16 protein-coding genes and 2 tRNA genes are annotated in these 15,590 nt (G+C 70.4%); 10 read left to right on the top strand and 8 right to left on the bottom strand.

The genetic code is table 11. The annotated features are described in order from the left end of the window. Nucleotides 1-8 precede the first annotated feature (8 nt). On the top strand, nucleotides 9-476 hold the full coding sequence (locus tag ACH0BZ_RS09885) for a holo-ACP synthase (RefSeq protein ID WP_406898079.1): 468 nt from the start codon (nucleotides 9-11) through the stop codon (nucleotides 474-476). Between the two features lie 35 nt (nucleotides 477-511). Here ACH0BZ_RS09885 and ACH0BZ_RS09880 read toward each other — a convergent pair whose 3' ends face one another. Next, nucleotides 512-1,222: a TetR family transcriptional regulator gene (locus tag ACH0BZ_RS09880; protein ID WP_406898078.1), complete on the bottom strand. Its 711-nt coding sequence runs from the start codon at nucleotides 1,220-1,222 to the stop codon at nucleotides 512-514. A gap of 8 nt (nucleotides 1,223-1,230) precedes the next feature. Beyond that, entirely contained in the window at nucleotides 1,231-1,731 is a 501-nt protein-coding gene (locus ACH0BZ_RS09875; RefSeq protein WP_406898077.1) for a peroxiredoxin, read from the bottom strand. A 157-nt stretch (nucleotides 1,732-1,888) separates the two neighbouring features. Between ACH0BZ_RS09875 and ACH0BZ_RS09870 the strand changes: the two genes are divergently transcribed. Next, nucleotides 1,889-2,161 carry a DUF3618 domain-containing protein gene (locus ACH0BZ_RS09870; RefSeq protein WP_406898075.1) on the top strand — a complete coding sequence of 91 codons (273 nt, stop codon included), beginning with the start codon at nucleotides 1,889-1,891 and terminating at the stop codon, nucleotides 2,159-2,161. An 88-nt stretch (nucleotides 2,162-2,249) separates the two neighbouring features. On the opposite strand, the gene ACH0BZ_RS09865 is transcribed toward ACH0BZ_RS09870, so the two are convergent. After that, nucleotides 2,250-2,322, bottom strand: a tRNA-Lys gene (locus ACH0BZ_RS09865). Nucleotides 2,323-2,522: 200 nt separating this feature from the next. Between ACH0BZ_RS09865 and ACH0BZ_RS09860 the strand changes: the two genes are divergently transcribed. Continuing rightward, a complete protein-coding gene (locus ACH0BZ_RS09860) occupies nucleotides 2,523-3,746 on the top strand; it encodes an Ig-like domain-containing protein (protein WP_406898074.1) in 1,224 nt (407 codons plus the stop codon). Nucleotides 3,747-3,789: 43 nt separating this feature from the next. Next, nucleotides 3,790-4,809, top strand: a complete 1,020-nt coding sequence (locus ACH0BZ_RS09855) for a DUF2804 domain-containing protein (protein WP_406898073.1) — start codon at nucleotides 3,790-3,792, stop codon at nucleotides 4,807-4,809. A 27-nt stretch (nucleotides 4,810-4,836) separates the two neighbouring features. Here the strand turns inward: ACH0BZ_RS09855 and ACH0BZ_RS09850 are convergent, their stop codons facing one another. The 3 genes from ACH0BZ_RS09850 to orn all read right to left on the bottom strand — a co-directional run bounded on the left by ACH0BZ_RS09850 (nucleotide 4,837) and on the right by orn (nucleotide 7,146). Next, the gene (locus ACH0BZ_RS09850; protein WP_406898071.1) at nucleotides 4,837-6,054 is read right to left on the bottom strand and encodes a cation:proton antiporter; all 1,218 of its coding nucleotides are present in this window, start codon (nucleotides 6,052-6,054) and stop codon (nucleotides 4,837-4,839) included. A gap of 265 nt (nucleotides 6,055-6,319) precedes the next feature. Then, nucleotides 6,320-6,392: transfer RNA gene (locus ACH0BZ_RS09845), tRNA-His, on the bottom strand. A gap of 82 nt (nucleotides 6,393-6,474) precedes the next feature. Continuing rightward, nucleotides 6,475-7,146 carry an oligoribonuclease gene (orn, locus tag ACH0BZ_RS09840; RefSeq protein WP_406898068.1) on the bottom strand — a complete coding sequence of 224 codons (672 nt, stop codon included), beginning with the start codon at nucleotides 7,144-7,146 and terminating at the stop codon, nucleotides 6,475-6,477. A 51-nt stretch (nucleotides 7,147-7,197) separates the two neighbouring features. On the opposite strand from orn, the gene ACH0BZ_RS09835 reads away from it, so the two are divergent. Next, complete coding sequence (locus ACH0BZ_RS09835) at nucleotides 7,198-8,805, top strand: helicase HerA-like domain-containing protein (RefSeq protein WP_406898067.1); 1,608 nt, start codon at nucleotides 7,198-7,200, stop codon at nucleotides 8,803-8,805. Between the two features lie 2 nt (nucleotides 8,806-8,807). Here ACH0BZ_RS09835 and cmrA read toward each other — a convergent pair whose 3' ends face one another. Continuing rightward, a complete protein-coding gene (cmrA, locus tag ACH0BZ_RS09830) occupies nucleotides 8,808-9,626 on the bottom strand; it encodes a mycolate reductase (RefSeq protein ID WP_406898066.1) in 819 nt (272 codons plus the stop codon). 333 nt (nucleotides 9,627-9,959) lie between these two features. Here cmrA and ACH0BZ_RS09825 point away from each other — a divergent pair, with 333 nt between their 5' ends. After that, a complete protein-coding gene (locus ACH0BZ_RS09825; protein ID WP_406898307.1) occupies nucleotides 9,960-11,273 on the top strand; it encodes an MFS transporter in 1,314 nt (437 codons plus the stop codon). Between the two features lie 154 nt (nucleotides 11,274-11,427). On the opposite strand, the gene ACH0BZ_RS09820 is transcribed toward ACH0BZ_RS09825, so the two are convergent. Next, a complete protein-coding gene (locus ACH0BZ_RS09820; RefSeq protein WP_406898065.1) occupies nucleotides 11,428-12,123 on the bottom strand; it encodes an HAD family hydrolase in 696 nt (231 codons plus the stop codon). Nucleotides 12,124-12,199: 76 nt separating this feature from the next. On the opposite strand from ACH0BZ_RS09820, the gene ACH0BZ_RS09815 reads away from it, so the two are divergent. The 4 genes from ACH0BZ_RS09815 (at nucleotide 12,200) to ACH0BZ_RS09800 (ending at nucleotide 15,518) form a co-directional block, all read left to right on the top strand. After that, nucleotides 12,200-13,192 (top strand): TIGR03557 family F420-dependent LLM class oxidoreductase, encoded by a 993-nt coding sequence (locus ACH0BZ_RS09815; RefSeq protein ID WP_406898064.1) that lies wholly within the window; start codon nucleotides 12,200-12,202, stop codon nucleotides 13,190-13,192. 214 nt (nucleotides 13,193-13,406) lie between these two features. Beyond that, nucleotides 13,407-14,567: a tyrosine-type recombinase/integrase gene (locus ACH0BZ_RS09810; RefSeq protein WP_406898063.1), complete on the top strand. Its 1,161-nt coding sequence runs from the start codon at nucleotides 13,407-13,409 to the stop codon at nucleotides 14,565-14,567. A 510-nt stretch (nucleotides 14,568-15,077) separates the two neighbouring features. Next, complete coding sequence (locus ACH0BZ_RS09805) at nucleotides 15,078-15,281, top strand: helix-turn-helix domain-containing protein (protein ID WP_406898062.1); 204 nt, start codon at nucleotides 15,078-15,080, stop codon at nucleotides 15,279-15,281. 3 nt (nucleotides 15,282-15,284) lie between these two features. Next, the gene (locus tag ACH0BZ_RS09800; protein ID WP_406898061.1) at nucleotides 15,285-15,518 is read left to right on the top strand and encodes a hypothetical protein; all 234 of its coding nucleotides are present in this window, start codon (nucleotides 15,285-15,287) and stop codon (nucleotides 15,516-15,518) included. Nucleotides 15,519-15,590: the final 72 nt, after the last annotated feature.

Genomic DNA, 15,590 nt, shown 5'->3' with positions numbered 1-15,590 from the left:
GGCCGGGCGTGACCGGCGGCGTGCGGGGCGTCGGGGTCGACACGGTCGACCTCGACGCCTTCGCCGCGTCCCTGGCCGAGCCGGGCACCCGCTTCGCCGGCGCCTTCTCCGCCACCGAGCGCCGCCAGTGCCGCGAACGCGCGGCCGGGCGGGGCGCGGGCGGGGGCGGCGCGGGTGGCGCGGGTGGCGGCGACGCCGACCTCGCCCGCCATCTCGCCGGCCGCTGGGCCGTGAAGGAAGCCGTGGTCAAGGCGTGGTCCGCCGCGCTCTACGGCACGCCGCCCCCGATCCCGCCGGACCTGATGCGCTGGTCCGAGATCGAGACCGTGTGCGACGCGTGGGGCCGGCCGTCGGTCCGCCTCGGCGGCGAGGTGGCCCGGCAGGTTGCGGCCACGGTGGGGGTGGGCGCGCGCTGGCACGTGTCCCTGAGTCATGACGGCGACGTGGCCGTCGCCTTTGTGGTCCTCGAGGCCTGAGCTCCGGCGCTCCGTCCCGGCCTCGCCTGGGCGGGTCAGTCCTGGGCGGCGGCCTCGCGCTCGGCGAGCCACAGGTATGCGGTGAGCATCCGCTTGAGCTCGGTGACGGTCGCGTCGTGGAGGTCCTCGCCCTCCGCGGACGAGGCCGAGCCGGAGACCGTCACCGAGAAGTTGAGCATCGAGTAGGCCACGTGGACCAGCACCTCGGCCATGAAGGCGCGGCGCTGCCGGTCGGTGGCCGGGGTGAGCGGGGCCAGGACGCTGGCGACCATCGAGGCCAGCTCGCGCTCGTTGACGGCGGCGGTGGCGCGGGTCGAGGGCGTGGCCTGGGTGGCCAGCCACACCGCGCGGCGCGAGGGGTCTCCCTGCCACAGGTCGGCCAGGTGGTCGAGGAAGTCGTTGAGCAGCTCCGGCCAGTCCAGCGCGGGGATCTTCTGCGCGAAGCGCTCGAGCTCCTCGATCACGCCGTGGGCGTCCTGCCGGTCGAGCTCGCACACGAGGACGTACTTGTTGGCGAAGAACTGGTACAGCGTGCCGATCGGCACCCCGGCCCGCGAGGCCACCTCCTCGCAGGTGAACGAGTCGAAGCCCACCTCCACCAGGACGCTGCGCGCGGCGGTGAGCAGCGCCTCGAACTTGCGGCGGCTGCGCTCCTGGATCGGGCGACGGCGGGGGACCAGGATGTCCGGCCCGTCCTGGACGGACTCCTGCGGGGTCTCCTCGGCGTCGGGGCGTCCGCTGCTCATGGGGAAGCTCAGCCCTCCGCGCGGTCGGGCAGTTCCACGCCGAGCAGCTTGGCGACCATCGCCGCGTGCCCCTTGGCGCGGACGTTGTACCGGGCCAGGGAGAGCGTGCCGTCGGAGTCCACGACGAACGTCGAGCGGATTACGCCCATCACGGTCTTGCCGTAGTTCTTCTTCTCGCCGAAGGCGCCCCACTCGGTGAGCACGGCCTTGTCCGGGTCGGACAGCAGCGGGAACGTGATCCCGTACTTGTCCCGGAAGCGCGTGAGCTTCTCGGGGGAGTCGGGGGACAGGCCCACCACGCCGATCCCGGCCTCGGCCAGGGTGGGAAGGGCGTCCTGGAAGTCGACCGTCTCGGTGGTGCAGCCCGGGGTCATGGCGGCCGGGTAGACGTAGACGAGGACACGGCCGTGCTCGGCGAGGAGATCGGCGAGGGAGGTGGGCGTGCCGTCGGCGTCGGGGAGGGTGAAGGCGGGGGCGGTCTGGCCCACCTCGAGCCGTGCTGTGCTCACCTGGGCTCCTCTCGCGGAAGGCTCGTCGGAAGCGGCGGACCATCCCAACTTATCCGATGCACCGGCGCGCGGGCGCGGATCGCGGTCGGGTGCGCTAGCGTGGGCGGGGTCAACCACCCGCCACGGGCGGGACGACGAGCGATTCGACGGAGGTCTCGTGTCCAGGAGCTACGACAGCATCGAAGGCGATATCGCGAAGGCGCGCGACGATCTCGCGACGACCTTGGACGAGATCATCGACCGGGTCAACCCCAAGAACCTCGCCGCGGAGGGCAAGGTCAAGGCCACCGCGGCGCTCACGGACCCCAAAGTCCTCGCCGTGCTCGGCGGGATCGCCGCCCTGGTCGTGGGCGGCGTGACCATCTCGACCATCAACAAGCGCAAGGAGCGCCAGCGCATCGAGGCGTACCTGGCGGCAAAGCGCGCCTGACGCGGGCGCGCCTCGGGAGCCCGGGGACCGACGACGACGAAGAGGCCCTCCCGAACGGGAGGGCCTCTTCGTTGTTCTCGACTCGTTGTGCGCCATCAGGGACTCGAACCCCGAACCCGCTGATTAAGAGTCAGCTGCTCTGCCAATTGAGCTAATGGCGCCCGGTGCGAGAGAAACAGTAACAGGCTGCCGGGCCCATCACGAAATCGGCAGGTCCGGCGGGGGAGTGGCGACGATGGTGACGCCGTCGCCGTGCCCGAATCGATATGGAACCTGACGGGCCTACCGGGCATAATGGGGGAATCGTCCCGCCGGCCCGCGCGGCCGGGGGACTCGACGTGAGAGGCGAAGGGGTTCTTTGGTGTTTGCAGGCGACGTGGTGTGGACGAGGCGGCAGCGGGCCGGTGCGCGGTCCGGTCGCAGGCTCGCCGTCGCCGCCGTCCTCGCCGGCGCCCTGGCGCTGACGGGCTGCACGATCGGCGAGGTGGGTGGCGGGTCGGGCGAGTCCAAGGCGGAGCCGGTCCCCTCGGCCGTCATCGACGTCTCGGTGGCGGACGGCTCGGACGACGCCAATCCCGTCGATCCGGTGGTGCTGACCGCCGCAGAGGGCGAGCTCACCGAGGTCACGCTGCTCAACCCCGAGGGTGTGCCCGTCGAGGGCGAGTTCAACGAGGACCGCACCGAGTGGCGCAACACCGAGGAGCTCGGCTACGGCCGCGAGTACACCCTCGAGTCGACGGCCGTGGACGGCGAGGGGCTGTTCACCAAGAAGATCTCCCGCTTCTCCACCATGACGCCCCGGATCATGACGGCCGCCTACCTCACCGTGGGCCAGGACGCCGTGGTGGGTATCGGCCAGCCGGTGGCGATCATGTTCGACGAGCCGATCTCCGATCGTCGGGCCGCGCAGGAGAACATCCACATCACCACCGAGCCCGCCGTGGAGGGCGCCTTCTACTGGGTGTCCAACCAGGAGGTCCGCTGGCGGCCCGCCGAGTACTGGGAGCCCGGCACGGAGATCGACGTGCACGTGGACATCTACGGCAAGGACCTCGGCGACGGGATGTACGGCCAGGAAGACGCGCGCAGCAGCTTCAGCATCGGCGACGCGGTGATCTCACGGGTGGACGACTCCACCAAGCAGATCGTGGTGGAGCGCAACGGTGAGGTGGTCAAGACCATGCCCACGTCGATGGGCAAGGCGGGGACCCCGACCCCCAACGGCACCTACATCATCGGCGAGAAGCTGGCCTCGATGGTCATGGACTCCTCGACCTACGGCGTTTCCGTGGACTCGCCCGACGGCTACCGGACGCCGGTGCAGTACGCCACGCGGATGTCCTATAGCGGCATCTTCCTCCATGCGGCCCCGTGGTCGGTGTGGGCGCAGGGCAGCCAGAACGTCAGCCACGGATGCCTCAACGTGACGACCTCCGACGCGGCGTGGTTCTACGAGAACGCCAAGCGCGGCGACATCTTCGAGGTGTCCGGCACCAGCGGAGGCACCCTCCCGGGCTGGGACGGCCTGGGCGACTGGAACGTCCCGTGGGAGACGTGGAAGGCAGGCAACGCGGACGCGGCATAGGTCCCCCCGGCGGCACGCCGGCCGGCCTGGAAGAGTGGCCCCCATGGAGCATCCCCGGCCCGGCGCGGAGTTCGCGCACACCGAGCACGAGATCACCGAGCCCGTCGACCTCGCCCACGGGGCGCGCCTCAACCCGGCGGCGGTGGGGTGGTCGCGCATCCCGCTGCACCGCACCGCGATCTCCGGCTGGGGCCGGACCAAGCGGTGGGAGTACTGGGGGATCGTCACCGACCGCTGGGTGATCGGCCTGACCGTCGCGGGCCTGGACTACCTCGCGCTGGCCGGCCTCTACGTGTTCGACCGGGCGACCGGCGAGGAAATCGCCCGCGACGGCGTGGCACCGGCCGGACACCCGCGCCTGGGCGACGCCCCGGGTGACGGCTCGGCCTGGCTGGCCGCCGGACTCGGCGGCGGGACGGTGACGGTGGGCGTCGAGGACCGACCCGGGCTCACGTCGCTGCACGCGGAGGGCCGCGGGATCGCGGTCGAGGCGGAGGTCCGCAGACCGGCGCACGACGCCCTCGCCGTCGTCGTCCCGTGGAGCGCGCGCCACTTCCAGTACACGCTCAAGGACCTCGCCAACCCTGTCACCGGGTCGATCACGATCAACGGCACCACCCACGACATCGGTAGAGGGTGGGCGGTGCTCGACCGCGGGCGCGGCCGCTGGCGCTGGGCCAACATCTGGAACTGGGGCGCCGGCAGCGGCGTGGTGGATGGCTCGACACGCGCGATCCAGGTGGGCGGCCGGTGGACCGACGGCACCGGCTGCACCGAGAACGGGCTGCTCGTGGACGGGCGGATGCACAAGATCGGCGAGGACCTGACCTGGGACTACGACCTCTCCGACGCCGGCGCGCGCTGGCACGTGCGCGGAGAGCGGATCGACGCCGTGCTCACGCCGTTCCACCGCCGCCGGGCGATCACCGAGCTGGGCGTGCTGGCCGTGCGCACGCACCAGGCGTTCGGCGAGTGGCACGGCACCGGCATCCTCGACGACGGCCGCGAGGTGAGCCTCGACGGGCTCGTGGGCTGGGCCGAGGAGTCGCGGAACCGCTGGTAGGCGCGGCCGGGCTCAGCGTGCCAGGGCTCAGCGGGCCCGGGCCCGTTCGACCCTCCGGAACAATGCGCGGCCGGGCGCCGACGACAGGCCGTGGGCCAGGGTACTCGCCACCACGACGAGCGAGCCCGCGGCGAGGATCTGTGGGTGCTCGCTGCCGTACTCGGCCTCCATCGTCAGGTAGAACACCGCGGCCACGCCGACGGGCCCGAACCACCCGAGGAACGCCGCGCTGTGCAGCGGCATGCCCAGCGGCCGCGCCAGGGCGAGGACGAGCGGCAGGCGGCGGAGCACCAGTACCGCCACGGCGAGCGCGACGCCGGTCCAGCCGAGCGCGCCCCACTCGGCCCACGGGATCGTGGCGCCGAGGACCACGAAGAACGGCAGGACGGCGAACTGGTTGACGGCCTCGTCGATCTGGACCTCGGTCTCGCGCTCGGCGCCGGTACTCACCACGTTGTAGGCGAGGCCGGCAACGAAGGCGCCGAAGACGCCGTTGAGGTCGGCGAGCCCGCACACGCCCAGGACCAACAGGGCGAGCAGGACGGTGTAGAGCAGCGTCGGCCCCTCCTCGGTGGACTTGTGACGCTGCGCGAGGTGGAGCGCCTTGGCGGCCAGGACGCCGCTCGCGATGCCCACGACGAGCGCACCGAGGACCTGCCACGCGGTGTCGAGGGCGGCCTCGCCCGTGGAGAGCGACCCCGCGACGGCGAGCGCGAGCAGCACCAGCGGCAGAGCGAGGCCGTCGTTGGCCCCGGACTCCAGGGAGAGGATCTGGCGGTCGCGCTCCGGCAGGTCCTCCTCGGCGCCCTCGCCGGTCACCGCGCTGGAGGCGAGCACCGGGTCCGTGGGGCAGACCGCGGCGCCGAACAGCAGCGCCAGCGCGAAGGACGTGCCGAGCAGCCACATCGCCAGGCCCGCGGACACGAGGGCCATCGCCGGCATCACCACCACGATGAGCAGCGCCAGCGACTTCCAGTGCGTGCGCAGCGCCGAGAAAGGGTAGCGCAGTGCGACGCCCATCACGGAGATCGCCAGGAGGACCTCGGCGCCGTGCTGCAGGAGCGAGGGCTCGGCGGTGAGTTCGGGCAGGTCGAGGATCCCGGTGACGGCCGGGCCTAGCAGGACGCCCGCGACGAGTGCGATGAGCGGCTCGGACAGCGGCCACTGGTGCAGGCGCGCGGAGATCGCGACGATCACCACGCCGAGGGCGCCGACCACCGCGAGCAGCAGGTCGAGCGTGGACATCACGTCACTCCTCTCGGGGAGATGCGGACGGGGGCAGGCGGATCCGCGCGGACCCTATATTGCGTGGCGCGGGGGTGTGGCCGGCCTGACGAAATCGGCGACTCCATCGTTGAATCGGCGAGGCATGTGGGGGCTGCGGATTCAGCAGCGGAGTCGCCGATTTCGGGGCAGCGGGGCAGCGGGGCAGCGGGGCAGTGGGGCAGCGTCGGCGCCCGCAGACGAGATCAGGGCCCGAACCGTGAGGTTCGGGCCCTGATCTTCTCGGGGTGGCTGACGGGACTCGAACCCGCGACACCCAGGATCACAACCTGGTGCTCTACCAGCTGAACTACAGCCACCATCGCCGCTCTCGCGAACAGCGCCCACGATGCTACCCGGTGAGGGGCCGAGCGACGAAATCCCGGGGCTGCGGCCGGAGGGTCAGTCGATCGCCGGCAGCTTCTCCGCGGCGGCCTTGACCTCGTCGGAGGTCGGCCCGGGCTGCGGAACGAAGGCCGTCGCCCGGTAGTACTCGAGCTCGCGGATCGACTCCTTGATGTCGGCCAGCGCGCGGTGGCTCATGCCCTTCTCGGGCTGGCCGAAGTAGATACGCGGGTACCAGCGGCGGCACAGTTCCTTGATCGAGCTCACGTCGATCATCCTGTAGTGCAGGTAGTCGTTGAGCTCGGGCATGTCGCGGGCGATGAAGCCGCGGTCGGTGCCGATCGAGTTGCCGGCCAGGGGAGCGGTCCGCGAGACGGGCACCCACCGCCGCACGTACTCCAGCACCTGCTTCTCGGCCTCGGCCACGGTGACGGTGGAGCGGCGGATCTCCTCGGTGAGCCCTGACGAAGCGTGCATGTCGCGCACCACCGGCAGCATCGCGTCGAGCTGGGCGTCGGAGGCGTGGATGACGATGTCCACGCCCTCGCCGAGCACGTTGAGCTCGGAGTCGGTGACCAACGCCGCGATCTCCACCAGCGCGTCGGAGGAGGTGTCGAGGCCGGTCATCTCGCAGTCGATCCACACGATGCGGTCGTTCTTGGACTCCTGGTGCGGCGTCGGTGAGGACGCGGGAGCCGTTGAGTTCGGAGCGGGGGTCTGCTCTGGCATCATTCGACTATAAGCCGACGTGCCCGCCGTCCCGCCCCCAGGAGATCCCGCATGACTGAGACACCCGCCCGCCAGATCGCCGCCGGCTACGCGACGGAGGGCGGGGCAGTCACCCTCGGCTCGGTGATGGTCGACGGCGAGGCGGATCCCACTGCGAAGGTCGCGCTGCCGCTGAGCATGGTCAACCGGCACGGCCTCATCGCCGGCGCCACCGGCACGGGCAAGACCAAGACGCTCCAGCTGTTCATCGAACAGCTCTCGGCGAACGGTGTCCCCGTCGTCGTCGCCGACATCAAGGGCGACCTCTCCGGCCTGGGCGCGCCCGGCGAGCCCAACGACGCGATCACCGACCGCGCCACGCGCACCGGCGTCGACTGGGCGCCCGAGGGCTACCCCGTAGAGTTCGTCTCACTTGGAACGGAGGGCGTGGGCGTGCCGGTCCGCGCCACCATCACGAGTTTCGGGCCGATCCTGCTGGCCAAGGTGCTGGGCCTCAACGCCACGCAGGAGTCCACGCTCGGGCTGATCTTCCACTGGGCCGACCAGCAGGGCCTGGAGCTGTACGACCTCAAGGACCTGCGCGCGGTCATCCAGCACCTCACCTCGGACGAAGGCAAGTCCGACCTCAAGGGCATCGGCGGCGTCTCCTCGGCCACGGCCGGGGTGATCCTGCGTGCGCTGGTCAACCTCGAGGCCGCCGGCGGCGACACGTTCTTCGGCGACCCCGAGCTCGAACCGGCCGACCTCATGCGCCGCGACGGCGCGCGCGGCGTCATCACGGCTGTAGAGCTCGGCGACCAGGCGGCGCGGCCGGCACTGTTCTCCACCTTCCTCATGTGGATCCTCGCCGAGCTGTTCCAGGAACTGCCCGAGAAGGGCGACGTGGAGAAGCCGGAGCTCGTGTTCATCTTCGACGAGGCCCACCTGCTGTTCGCCGATGCCTCCAAGGCGTTCCTCGAGCAGGTCGTGCAGACGGTCAAGCTCATCCGCTCCAAGGGAGTGGGCGTGTACTTCTGCTCGCAGCAGCCCACGGACATCCCCAAGGACGTGCTCTCGCAGCTCGGCGCTCGCATCCAGCACGCCCTGCGCGCGTTCACCCCCGAGGACCAGAAGGCGCTGAGCAGGACCGTCAAGACGTACCCGACGTCGGAGTTCTACGACCTCGAGTCCGCCCTCACCTCGCTGGGCACGGGCGAGGCGATCGTCACCGTGTTGAGCGAGCGTGGCGCCCCTACACCTGTCGCGTGGACGCTCATGACGCCGCCGCGCTCGCTCATGGACACGATCGGCGAGACCTCGATCTCGCAGCAGGCGCGCGCCTCCGAGCTCTACACCAAGTACGGCGCGACCGTGGACCCCGTGTCCGCGTTCGAGAAGCTGCAGGCCAAGGCTGCAGCCGCCGAGCAGGCGGCGGTGGACGCCGAACTCGCCGCCCAGCAGGCCGCACAGGCCCAGTCCGAGGCCCGGATGGACGCGCGGGTCGGCGGTGGCCGGCCGAGAGGCGGCTCCGGTCACGGCCCCGACGACGAGTCGTTCGTCTCCAAGGCCATGTCCAACCCGGCGGTGCGCTCGTTCCTGCGCTCGGCGGCGTCGGCCGCCGGACGCGAGATCAGCCGCAGCATCTTCGGTACGCGCTCCCGGCGGCGGTCGCCACGGTGATATCAGGCTCCGGCCTGGCCCTCGCCGAGCTTGGCGTAGAACTTCCCGACGATCGGCGCCATGAGCCCGCGCGGAGTGTAGTTGCCGGCCACGGACATCGCCTGACTCAACGGCCCCGGCACCACACGCATCTTGTTCTTGGCCAGCGCGTCGAGCGAGACTCGCGCGGTGTAGTCGGTGTCCACCCAGAGGCGGTCGGGGACGATCCGGTCGACGAACGTCTTGTCCTCCTCGGCGATCTCCTCGGTGCGCACCGGGCCGGGGGCCAGCAGCGTCACGTGCACGCCGGTCCCCTTGAGCTCGCCGCGCAGCGACTCGGAGAAGGTGTTGAGGAACGCCTTGGTGGCGGCGTAGGTGGCGTTGTTGGGGATGGGCATGTTGCCGGCGGCGGAACCCACGTTGAGGATCGCGCCGGTGCCGCGCGAGACCATGCCGGGTAGGACGGCCAGGATGAGGTCGTGGCAGGCCACGGCGTTGACCTGGACCTGGGCCTTCTCGTAGTCGAAGTCCAGGGCGGCCAACGGTCCGAAGGTGGCCACGCCGGCGTTGTTGCACAGGATCGAGACCTCGCGCCCGGCCAGCTCCTCGAGCAGCGGTGCGCGGCGCGCGGGGTCGGCCAGGTCCACGGCGCGGACCTCCACGGTCACCCGGTACTGCGCCTCGAGCCGGGCCTTGAGCTCGTCGAGAACCTCGCCGCGGCGCGCCACCACGATGAGCGAGTGTCCGCGCCGGGCCAGCTCGGTGGCCAGCGCCATGCCGATGCCGGAAGAGGCGCCGGTCACGACGGCGCGGTTCGACGCGGTGGGCAGGGGTAGCGACATGGGGCGTCCTCGGGGCTCGTGGTGGTAGGGGCCTCCGGGGAGCCTACCGGCGGGCTGCGGGGGAGGGGTAAGGGTGACCGCGACGAGGGCATGGTCGGCGTTGCCCCGGACCGGACACGGGGACACGGTCTACTCGGTACGCGCCGTCATGCGCAGCAGTGAGACGCCCACCCCGAGTTGCCGACGCGACGACGGCCCCCGGCTAGCGTGAGCACTGTGAGTGCCCCCGATCCGACGCCTTCGTCCTCCGAGTCCGCGACCTCGTCGTCGTCACCCGGCCCCGGCGCGGCTTCCCGTGCCCCCGCCACCCGCGGCCAGGTCACCGCCTGGGCCATGTGGGACTGGGGCTCGGCGGCGTTCAATGCGGTCATCGTGACGTTCGTCTTCTCCGTCTACCTCACCGATGCCGTCGGCGCCGACCTCGACGGGCCCCTGTCCGCCGCCACCTGGCTGTCCGTTGCGATCGCGGTGGCGGGCCTGGTCATCGCGCTCACCGCCCCCGTCATGGGCCAGCGCGCCGACCGCGGGGGACGCCGCAAGCGATCTCTGGCCGTATGGACCTACCTCACCGTGGCGCTCACCGCCGCGATGTTCCTCGTCGACGCCGACTCGCCCTACCCGTGGTTCTTCGTGGGCCTGGCACTGCTCGCGATCGGCTCGATCACCTTCGAGTTCGCCGAGGTCTCCTACTTCGCCATGCTGCGGCAGGTCTCCACCCCGTCCACCGTCGGCCGCGTCTCCGGCTACGGCTGGGCCATGGGTTACTTCGGCGGCATCTTCCTGCTGCTCGGTGCGTTCGTCGGCTTCATCTCCGGCGACGGCGACACCCGCGGCCTGCTCGGTATACCCACCGACGGAGGCCTCAACATCCGTCTGGTCTGCCTGCTCGCCGCCGTGTGGTTCGCCGTGTTCGCCCTGCCCGTGCTGCGGTCCGTGCCCGAGATCCACGCCGCGCGGGGTAGGGCCTCCGGGGGTGACGACGACGAGATGGGCTTGCGCGAGTCGTACCGCATCCTCTTCCGCGACCTCAAGGACCTCTGGCGGCGTGATCCCCGCACGGTGAAGTTCCTTATCGCCAGCGCGATCTTCCGGGACGGCCTGGCGGGCGTGTTCACCTTCGGCGCGATTCTCGCCGTGGCCGTGTACGGGCTGGACTCCGGGGACGTCCTCATCTTTGGCGTCGCCGCCAACGTCGTCGCCGCGCTGGGGGCGCTGGCGGCCGGGTACGCCGATGACCACCTGGGTCCCAAAGCCGTGATCGTGGCCTCGTTGCTGGCGATGCTCGTGACGATGGGCGTCCTATTGTTCGTGGACGGCACGGCCATGTTCTGGGTGTTCGGTCTGGCCCTGTGCCTCTTCGTGGGCCCGGCGCAGTCGGCGTCGCGGTCGTTCCTGGCTCGCCTGGCTCCCGCCGACCGCGACGGCCAGATGTTCGGCCTCTACGCCACCACCGGCCGCGCGGTCTCGTTCCTCGCGCCCGCGCTGTTCGGGCTGTTCGCCTGGGCGTTCGACGCCGACCGCGCCGGCATCGCCGGCATCGGGCTCGTGCTGCTCGTCGGACTGCTGCTCCTGCTGCCCGTCCGCACCCCGACGCGCGACGAGGCCACCGCGACGTGGCGCGAGGGCCGCGACACCGCCGCCGAGTGAGGAGCGCGCTCTGTCCGGGTTGTGCATCCGTTCGCGCGCGCTCGGTCCGAGTTGTGCATCCGTTTGCGCGCGCAAAGGATGCATAACCGGCGGGGGACTCGACAGTTCTGAAGCGAAACCCGCCTGGGAAGGCCCGCGGGGAGGAGTCCCGGCCTCATAGCCGGCCGAGGAGGGCGAGTACGCCGGCCGCGTCGTCGGCGATCTCGGCGTAGCCGGCGGCGCGCAGCTCGTCGTCGCCGATCCCGCCGGTGCGGACCGCGATCGAGCGGATCCCCAGCTTCCCGGCCGCGATCGCGTCCCACGTCGCGTCACCCACCATGACCGCGTGCTCCGCCTCGACCCCCGCCCGCTCGAGCGCGATCGCCACCACCGTGGGGTCGGGCTTGGCGGTGTCCACGTCCTCGCCGGTGGTGACGGCGTCCACGTGGTCGTCGACGTCGAGGAGTGCGCGCGCGTGGCGGAACTCCGACGGCGGGGCCGACGTGGCCAGCACCGTGATCCAGCCGGCCTCCTTGGCGCCGCGCACGAGATCGCGGGCCCCGGGCAGGAGCCGCAGGGAGTCGGCGGCGTCGGCGTAGTACTCGTCGTGGAGATCCTTGGCGCGTCCCGCCACGCGATCGCGCACCTCGTCGTCGCCCTCCACTCCTGCCACCTCGAGCAGCTCGGCGACGAGGGTCGAGCCGTCCTTGCCGATCCGCCGGTGCACCTCCACGTGCGGCACCGGTGCGCGCGCCTCGGCGAGGGCGCGGGCCCACGTCGAGACGTGCACGTAGGTGGAGTCGACGAGCGTGCCGTCCACGTCGAGGAGCAGGGCGCGGGGGGAGGCGGTGGGCAGATCGGCAGGGGTCATGTGCCCGACCGTCCCCGGCCCGCGCCGGTCCCGCAACCGTTTGCGACGCTTGGTGATCGAGCGCACGCTGGGGCACATGACCCGATTCGGCTACACCCTCATGACCGAGCAGTCCGGCCCCAAGGAGCTCGTCCGGTACGCCGCCGCCGCGGAGCAGGCGGGGTTCGACTTCGAGGTGGCCTCCGACCACTACTTCCCGTGGCTGGCCTCGCAGGGCCACGCCCCGTACGTGTGGAGCGTCCTGGGCGCCGTGGCCCACGTGACCGAGCGCGTGGACCTGTGCACGTACGTCACCTGCCCGATCCTGCGCTACCACCCGGCGGTGGTGGCCCAGAAGGCCGCGACGGTGCAGATCATGGCCGACGGACGCTTCCTGCTTGGCATCGGCTCCGGCGAGAACCTCAACGAGCACGTGGTGGGGCGGGGCTGGCCCTCGCTCGACGAGCGGCACGAGATGACCGTCGAGGCGCTGGAGATCATCCGCGAGCTCTTCGACGGCGGGCTCGTCACCTACTCCGGCGAGCACTACCGCGTCGACTCCGCCCGGCTCTGGGACCTGCCGGAGACTCGCGTACCGATCGGCGTGGCCGCCGGTGGGGAGAAGGCCGTCGAGCGGCTCGGCCCGCTTGGCGACCACCTCATCGCCACCGAACCGAACCCCGACCACATCGCCGGCTGGAACGCGCTGGACGGCAAGCGGCGTATCGGCGACGGCGCCCGGGCGATCGCCCAGATCCCGATCTCGTGGGACCCGGACTCTGAGAAGGCCGCCGTCGAGCGCGCACACGACCAGTTCCGCTGGTTCGCCGGCGGCTGGGCCGTGAACGCAGACCTGCCCACCACCGCCGGATTCGCCGGCGCCACCCAGTTCGTGCGTCCCGATGACGTTGCCGAGCAGCTGGCGTGCGGGCCGGACCTCGACGCGATCGTCGAGAAGGTGCGCCCCTGCTGGGAGGCCGGCTACACCGACGTGGCGCTCATCCAGATCGGCGACTCCACGCTCGACCGGTTCCTCTCCGAGGCCGCCGAGCCGTTGCTCGGGCGGTTGCGGGAGGCGTCGGGGGGCTGAGGCCCGCCGTCATGGCGCACCGTCTGACCAGCAGAAATGAGAGCGCCCCCGAGAGGATTCGAACCCTTCGGGAACCAGCCCGGTTTGCTGGCCGTGACCTGCGGCGATAGTTCCTTGTGCTGGTCAGAGACGTTTTCGCCTCTTGCGCATACGATAGCATGAGTGAGTACGGGACCGCACTGGTCTTGCATGCGAGTCGCACGAGGGGGCCACGGTGGGTAACAAACGGGGCACCAGGCGCGGGTTCGGGGCGATCCGCAAACTGCCGTCAGGTCGCTATCAGGCCCACTACGTAGGCCCAGACGGAGCGAAACACCTTGCCCCGGCGACGTTCCACGCCCACGACGACGCCGCCGCATGGTGCGCCCACGAACGCCGCCTGATCGACCTCGACGTGTGGACCCCGCCGGCCGACCGGCTCAAAGCGCAGGATCAGGCCCCGGCCGTGGTCCTGGCCGACTACGCCCGAACCTGGCTCGAGGAACGCAACCTGAAGCCATCGACCCGCACCGCGTACCGGTCCAAGCTCGAGACGCGCATCCTGCCCGAACTTGGGGACCTCGAGCTGACTGCGATCACCCCGGCCGTGGTGCGCCGCTGGTACGCCGCTCTCGTGGCGACACCATCCGCGCCGAACGGCGGCCGGGACCGTAGCGGGACCACCCGCAACGCCCACTGCTACGCGCTACTGCGAACCATCCTGGGAACCGCCGTTGACGACGGACTGATCGAGGCGAACCCCTGCCGCATCCGTGGGGCATCCCAAGCAAAGCGGGTGCACGAGATCGAGGTACTACCCGCCGGGGACTTGGACCGCCTCGCCGCCGCGATGCCCCACGAGATTCGCCTCGTGGTGCTGCTGGCCGCATGGTGTGGTCTACGGCGTGGGGAGGTGCTGGCTCTCCGCCGCCGGGACGTAGCGCCGGACGGGACCGAGGTCTATGTGCGCCGGGGGGTGACGTTCATCCAGTCGCGGCCGGTGTTCTCAACGCCTAAGACGGCCGCCGGTGTTCGTGACGTGACCGTGCCTCCGCACATTGTGTCTGCCGTTGTGGACCACTTAGACCGGCATGTCGGCAGAGGACGGGATTCGTTGCTGTTCGTCGGTAAGGCTGACGGGGTACTCGACGAGTGGACGCTACGCCGCACGTTCAAGGCCGCGGCCGAATCCATCGACCGGCCCACGCTCCGGTTCCACGACCTACGGCACCAGGGCGCCGTGCTCGCTGCCCGCGCCGGTGCCACTACTAAGGAGCTCATGTCGAGGTTGGGCCACACGACGCCGACCATGAGCATGCGTTACCAGCACGCTGCGACCGGCCGTGACGCCGAGATCGCCGCTCGCATGTCCAAGATGATTGAGGGAAACGCATGATTGACTTTTCAGCTATCCCGCTCGAGGAAATCGAGCACCGTCAAGCGGAACTGCTGCCAATTTACGAGGCTATGGTTAACAGCCCGACTGGGCGGGGCCATGTCGCGCTGACATACCGGTGTGCGATCAAGCGTTGTGCGTTGGCGCACATCATCAAAACCCCGCGGGGGGTGTTAATTGGGTATGTCAATCGGCCGGACGTGTGGCGGACCACTCGGAATATGGACTCGCTCGGAAGCGGGCCACATCCGTACGTTGGGGTTCTGCATCCGGAGTACGGGCAGTTCATTACCTACTTTCAATGCCCGCACTCAACGAACCTGCCGTACACGCATCGTCAGATCGAGGCGGACCTCAGGGTGAATGAGCACGGCACGACCGTGCTCCTGTAAAGATCGGCGTGCACTTGTTCGCATACGTGTGCTAATTTGTTCTCAAGTTCCCGCCATCGAATGGCGAAACTCCGGTAGGTGGTGAGCCGGGCGAATCCCTGAGGAGGGGTTCCTTCCCGTGCCTGCCAATAAGGCGCAACGCCGCCTATCCTCCATCACAGATGCCGCCGTCGAATACGGCGTGCATCACTCGACGATCCGCCGCTACATAAGCGCCGGCCGTATCACCGGGTACCGGTTCGGCCCCCGGATGCTCCGCGTTGACCTGGACGAGCTCGACGCCCTACTGCGCCCCCTTGCTACCGCTAAGCGGGGTGCGTGAGTCGTGTCTGAAATGCGAAAGGCCACCGCGGGCAACGGTGGCGCAATCGACGAGAAACCAAGTGCCTACGAGTGTACCCCGAATCGGCACCGGTCGCAGATCACCGACCAGCTCGACCGCTTCAACTCCGCATGGGTTGCGCAGGGGTATCCGCCGATCCAGTACCGGGGCGGCACGGGCGTGACGCAGCTCCTGCCCGCCGGCCCCGCGCCCGACACATGCCGACTTCTACCCTGAGTTTCACAAGTTGACGGCGGTTTCGGGTTTCGGGCGGTGATCGCTGCTGTTCAGGGCGCTGGGACGGGGGCG

This window comes from Dietzia sp. 179-F 9C3 NHS (assembly GCF_045369825.1).
GTDB lineage: Bacteria > Actinomycetota > Actinomycetes > Mycobacteriales > Mycobacteriaceae > Dietzia.
Note: the sequence above shows the minus strand (reverse complement) of the source record. Positions and strands in the feature narration are given on the sequence as shown.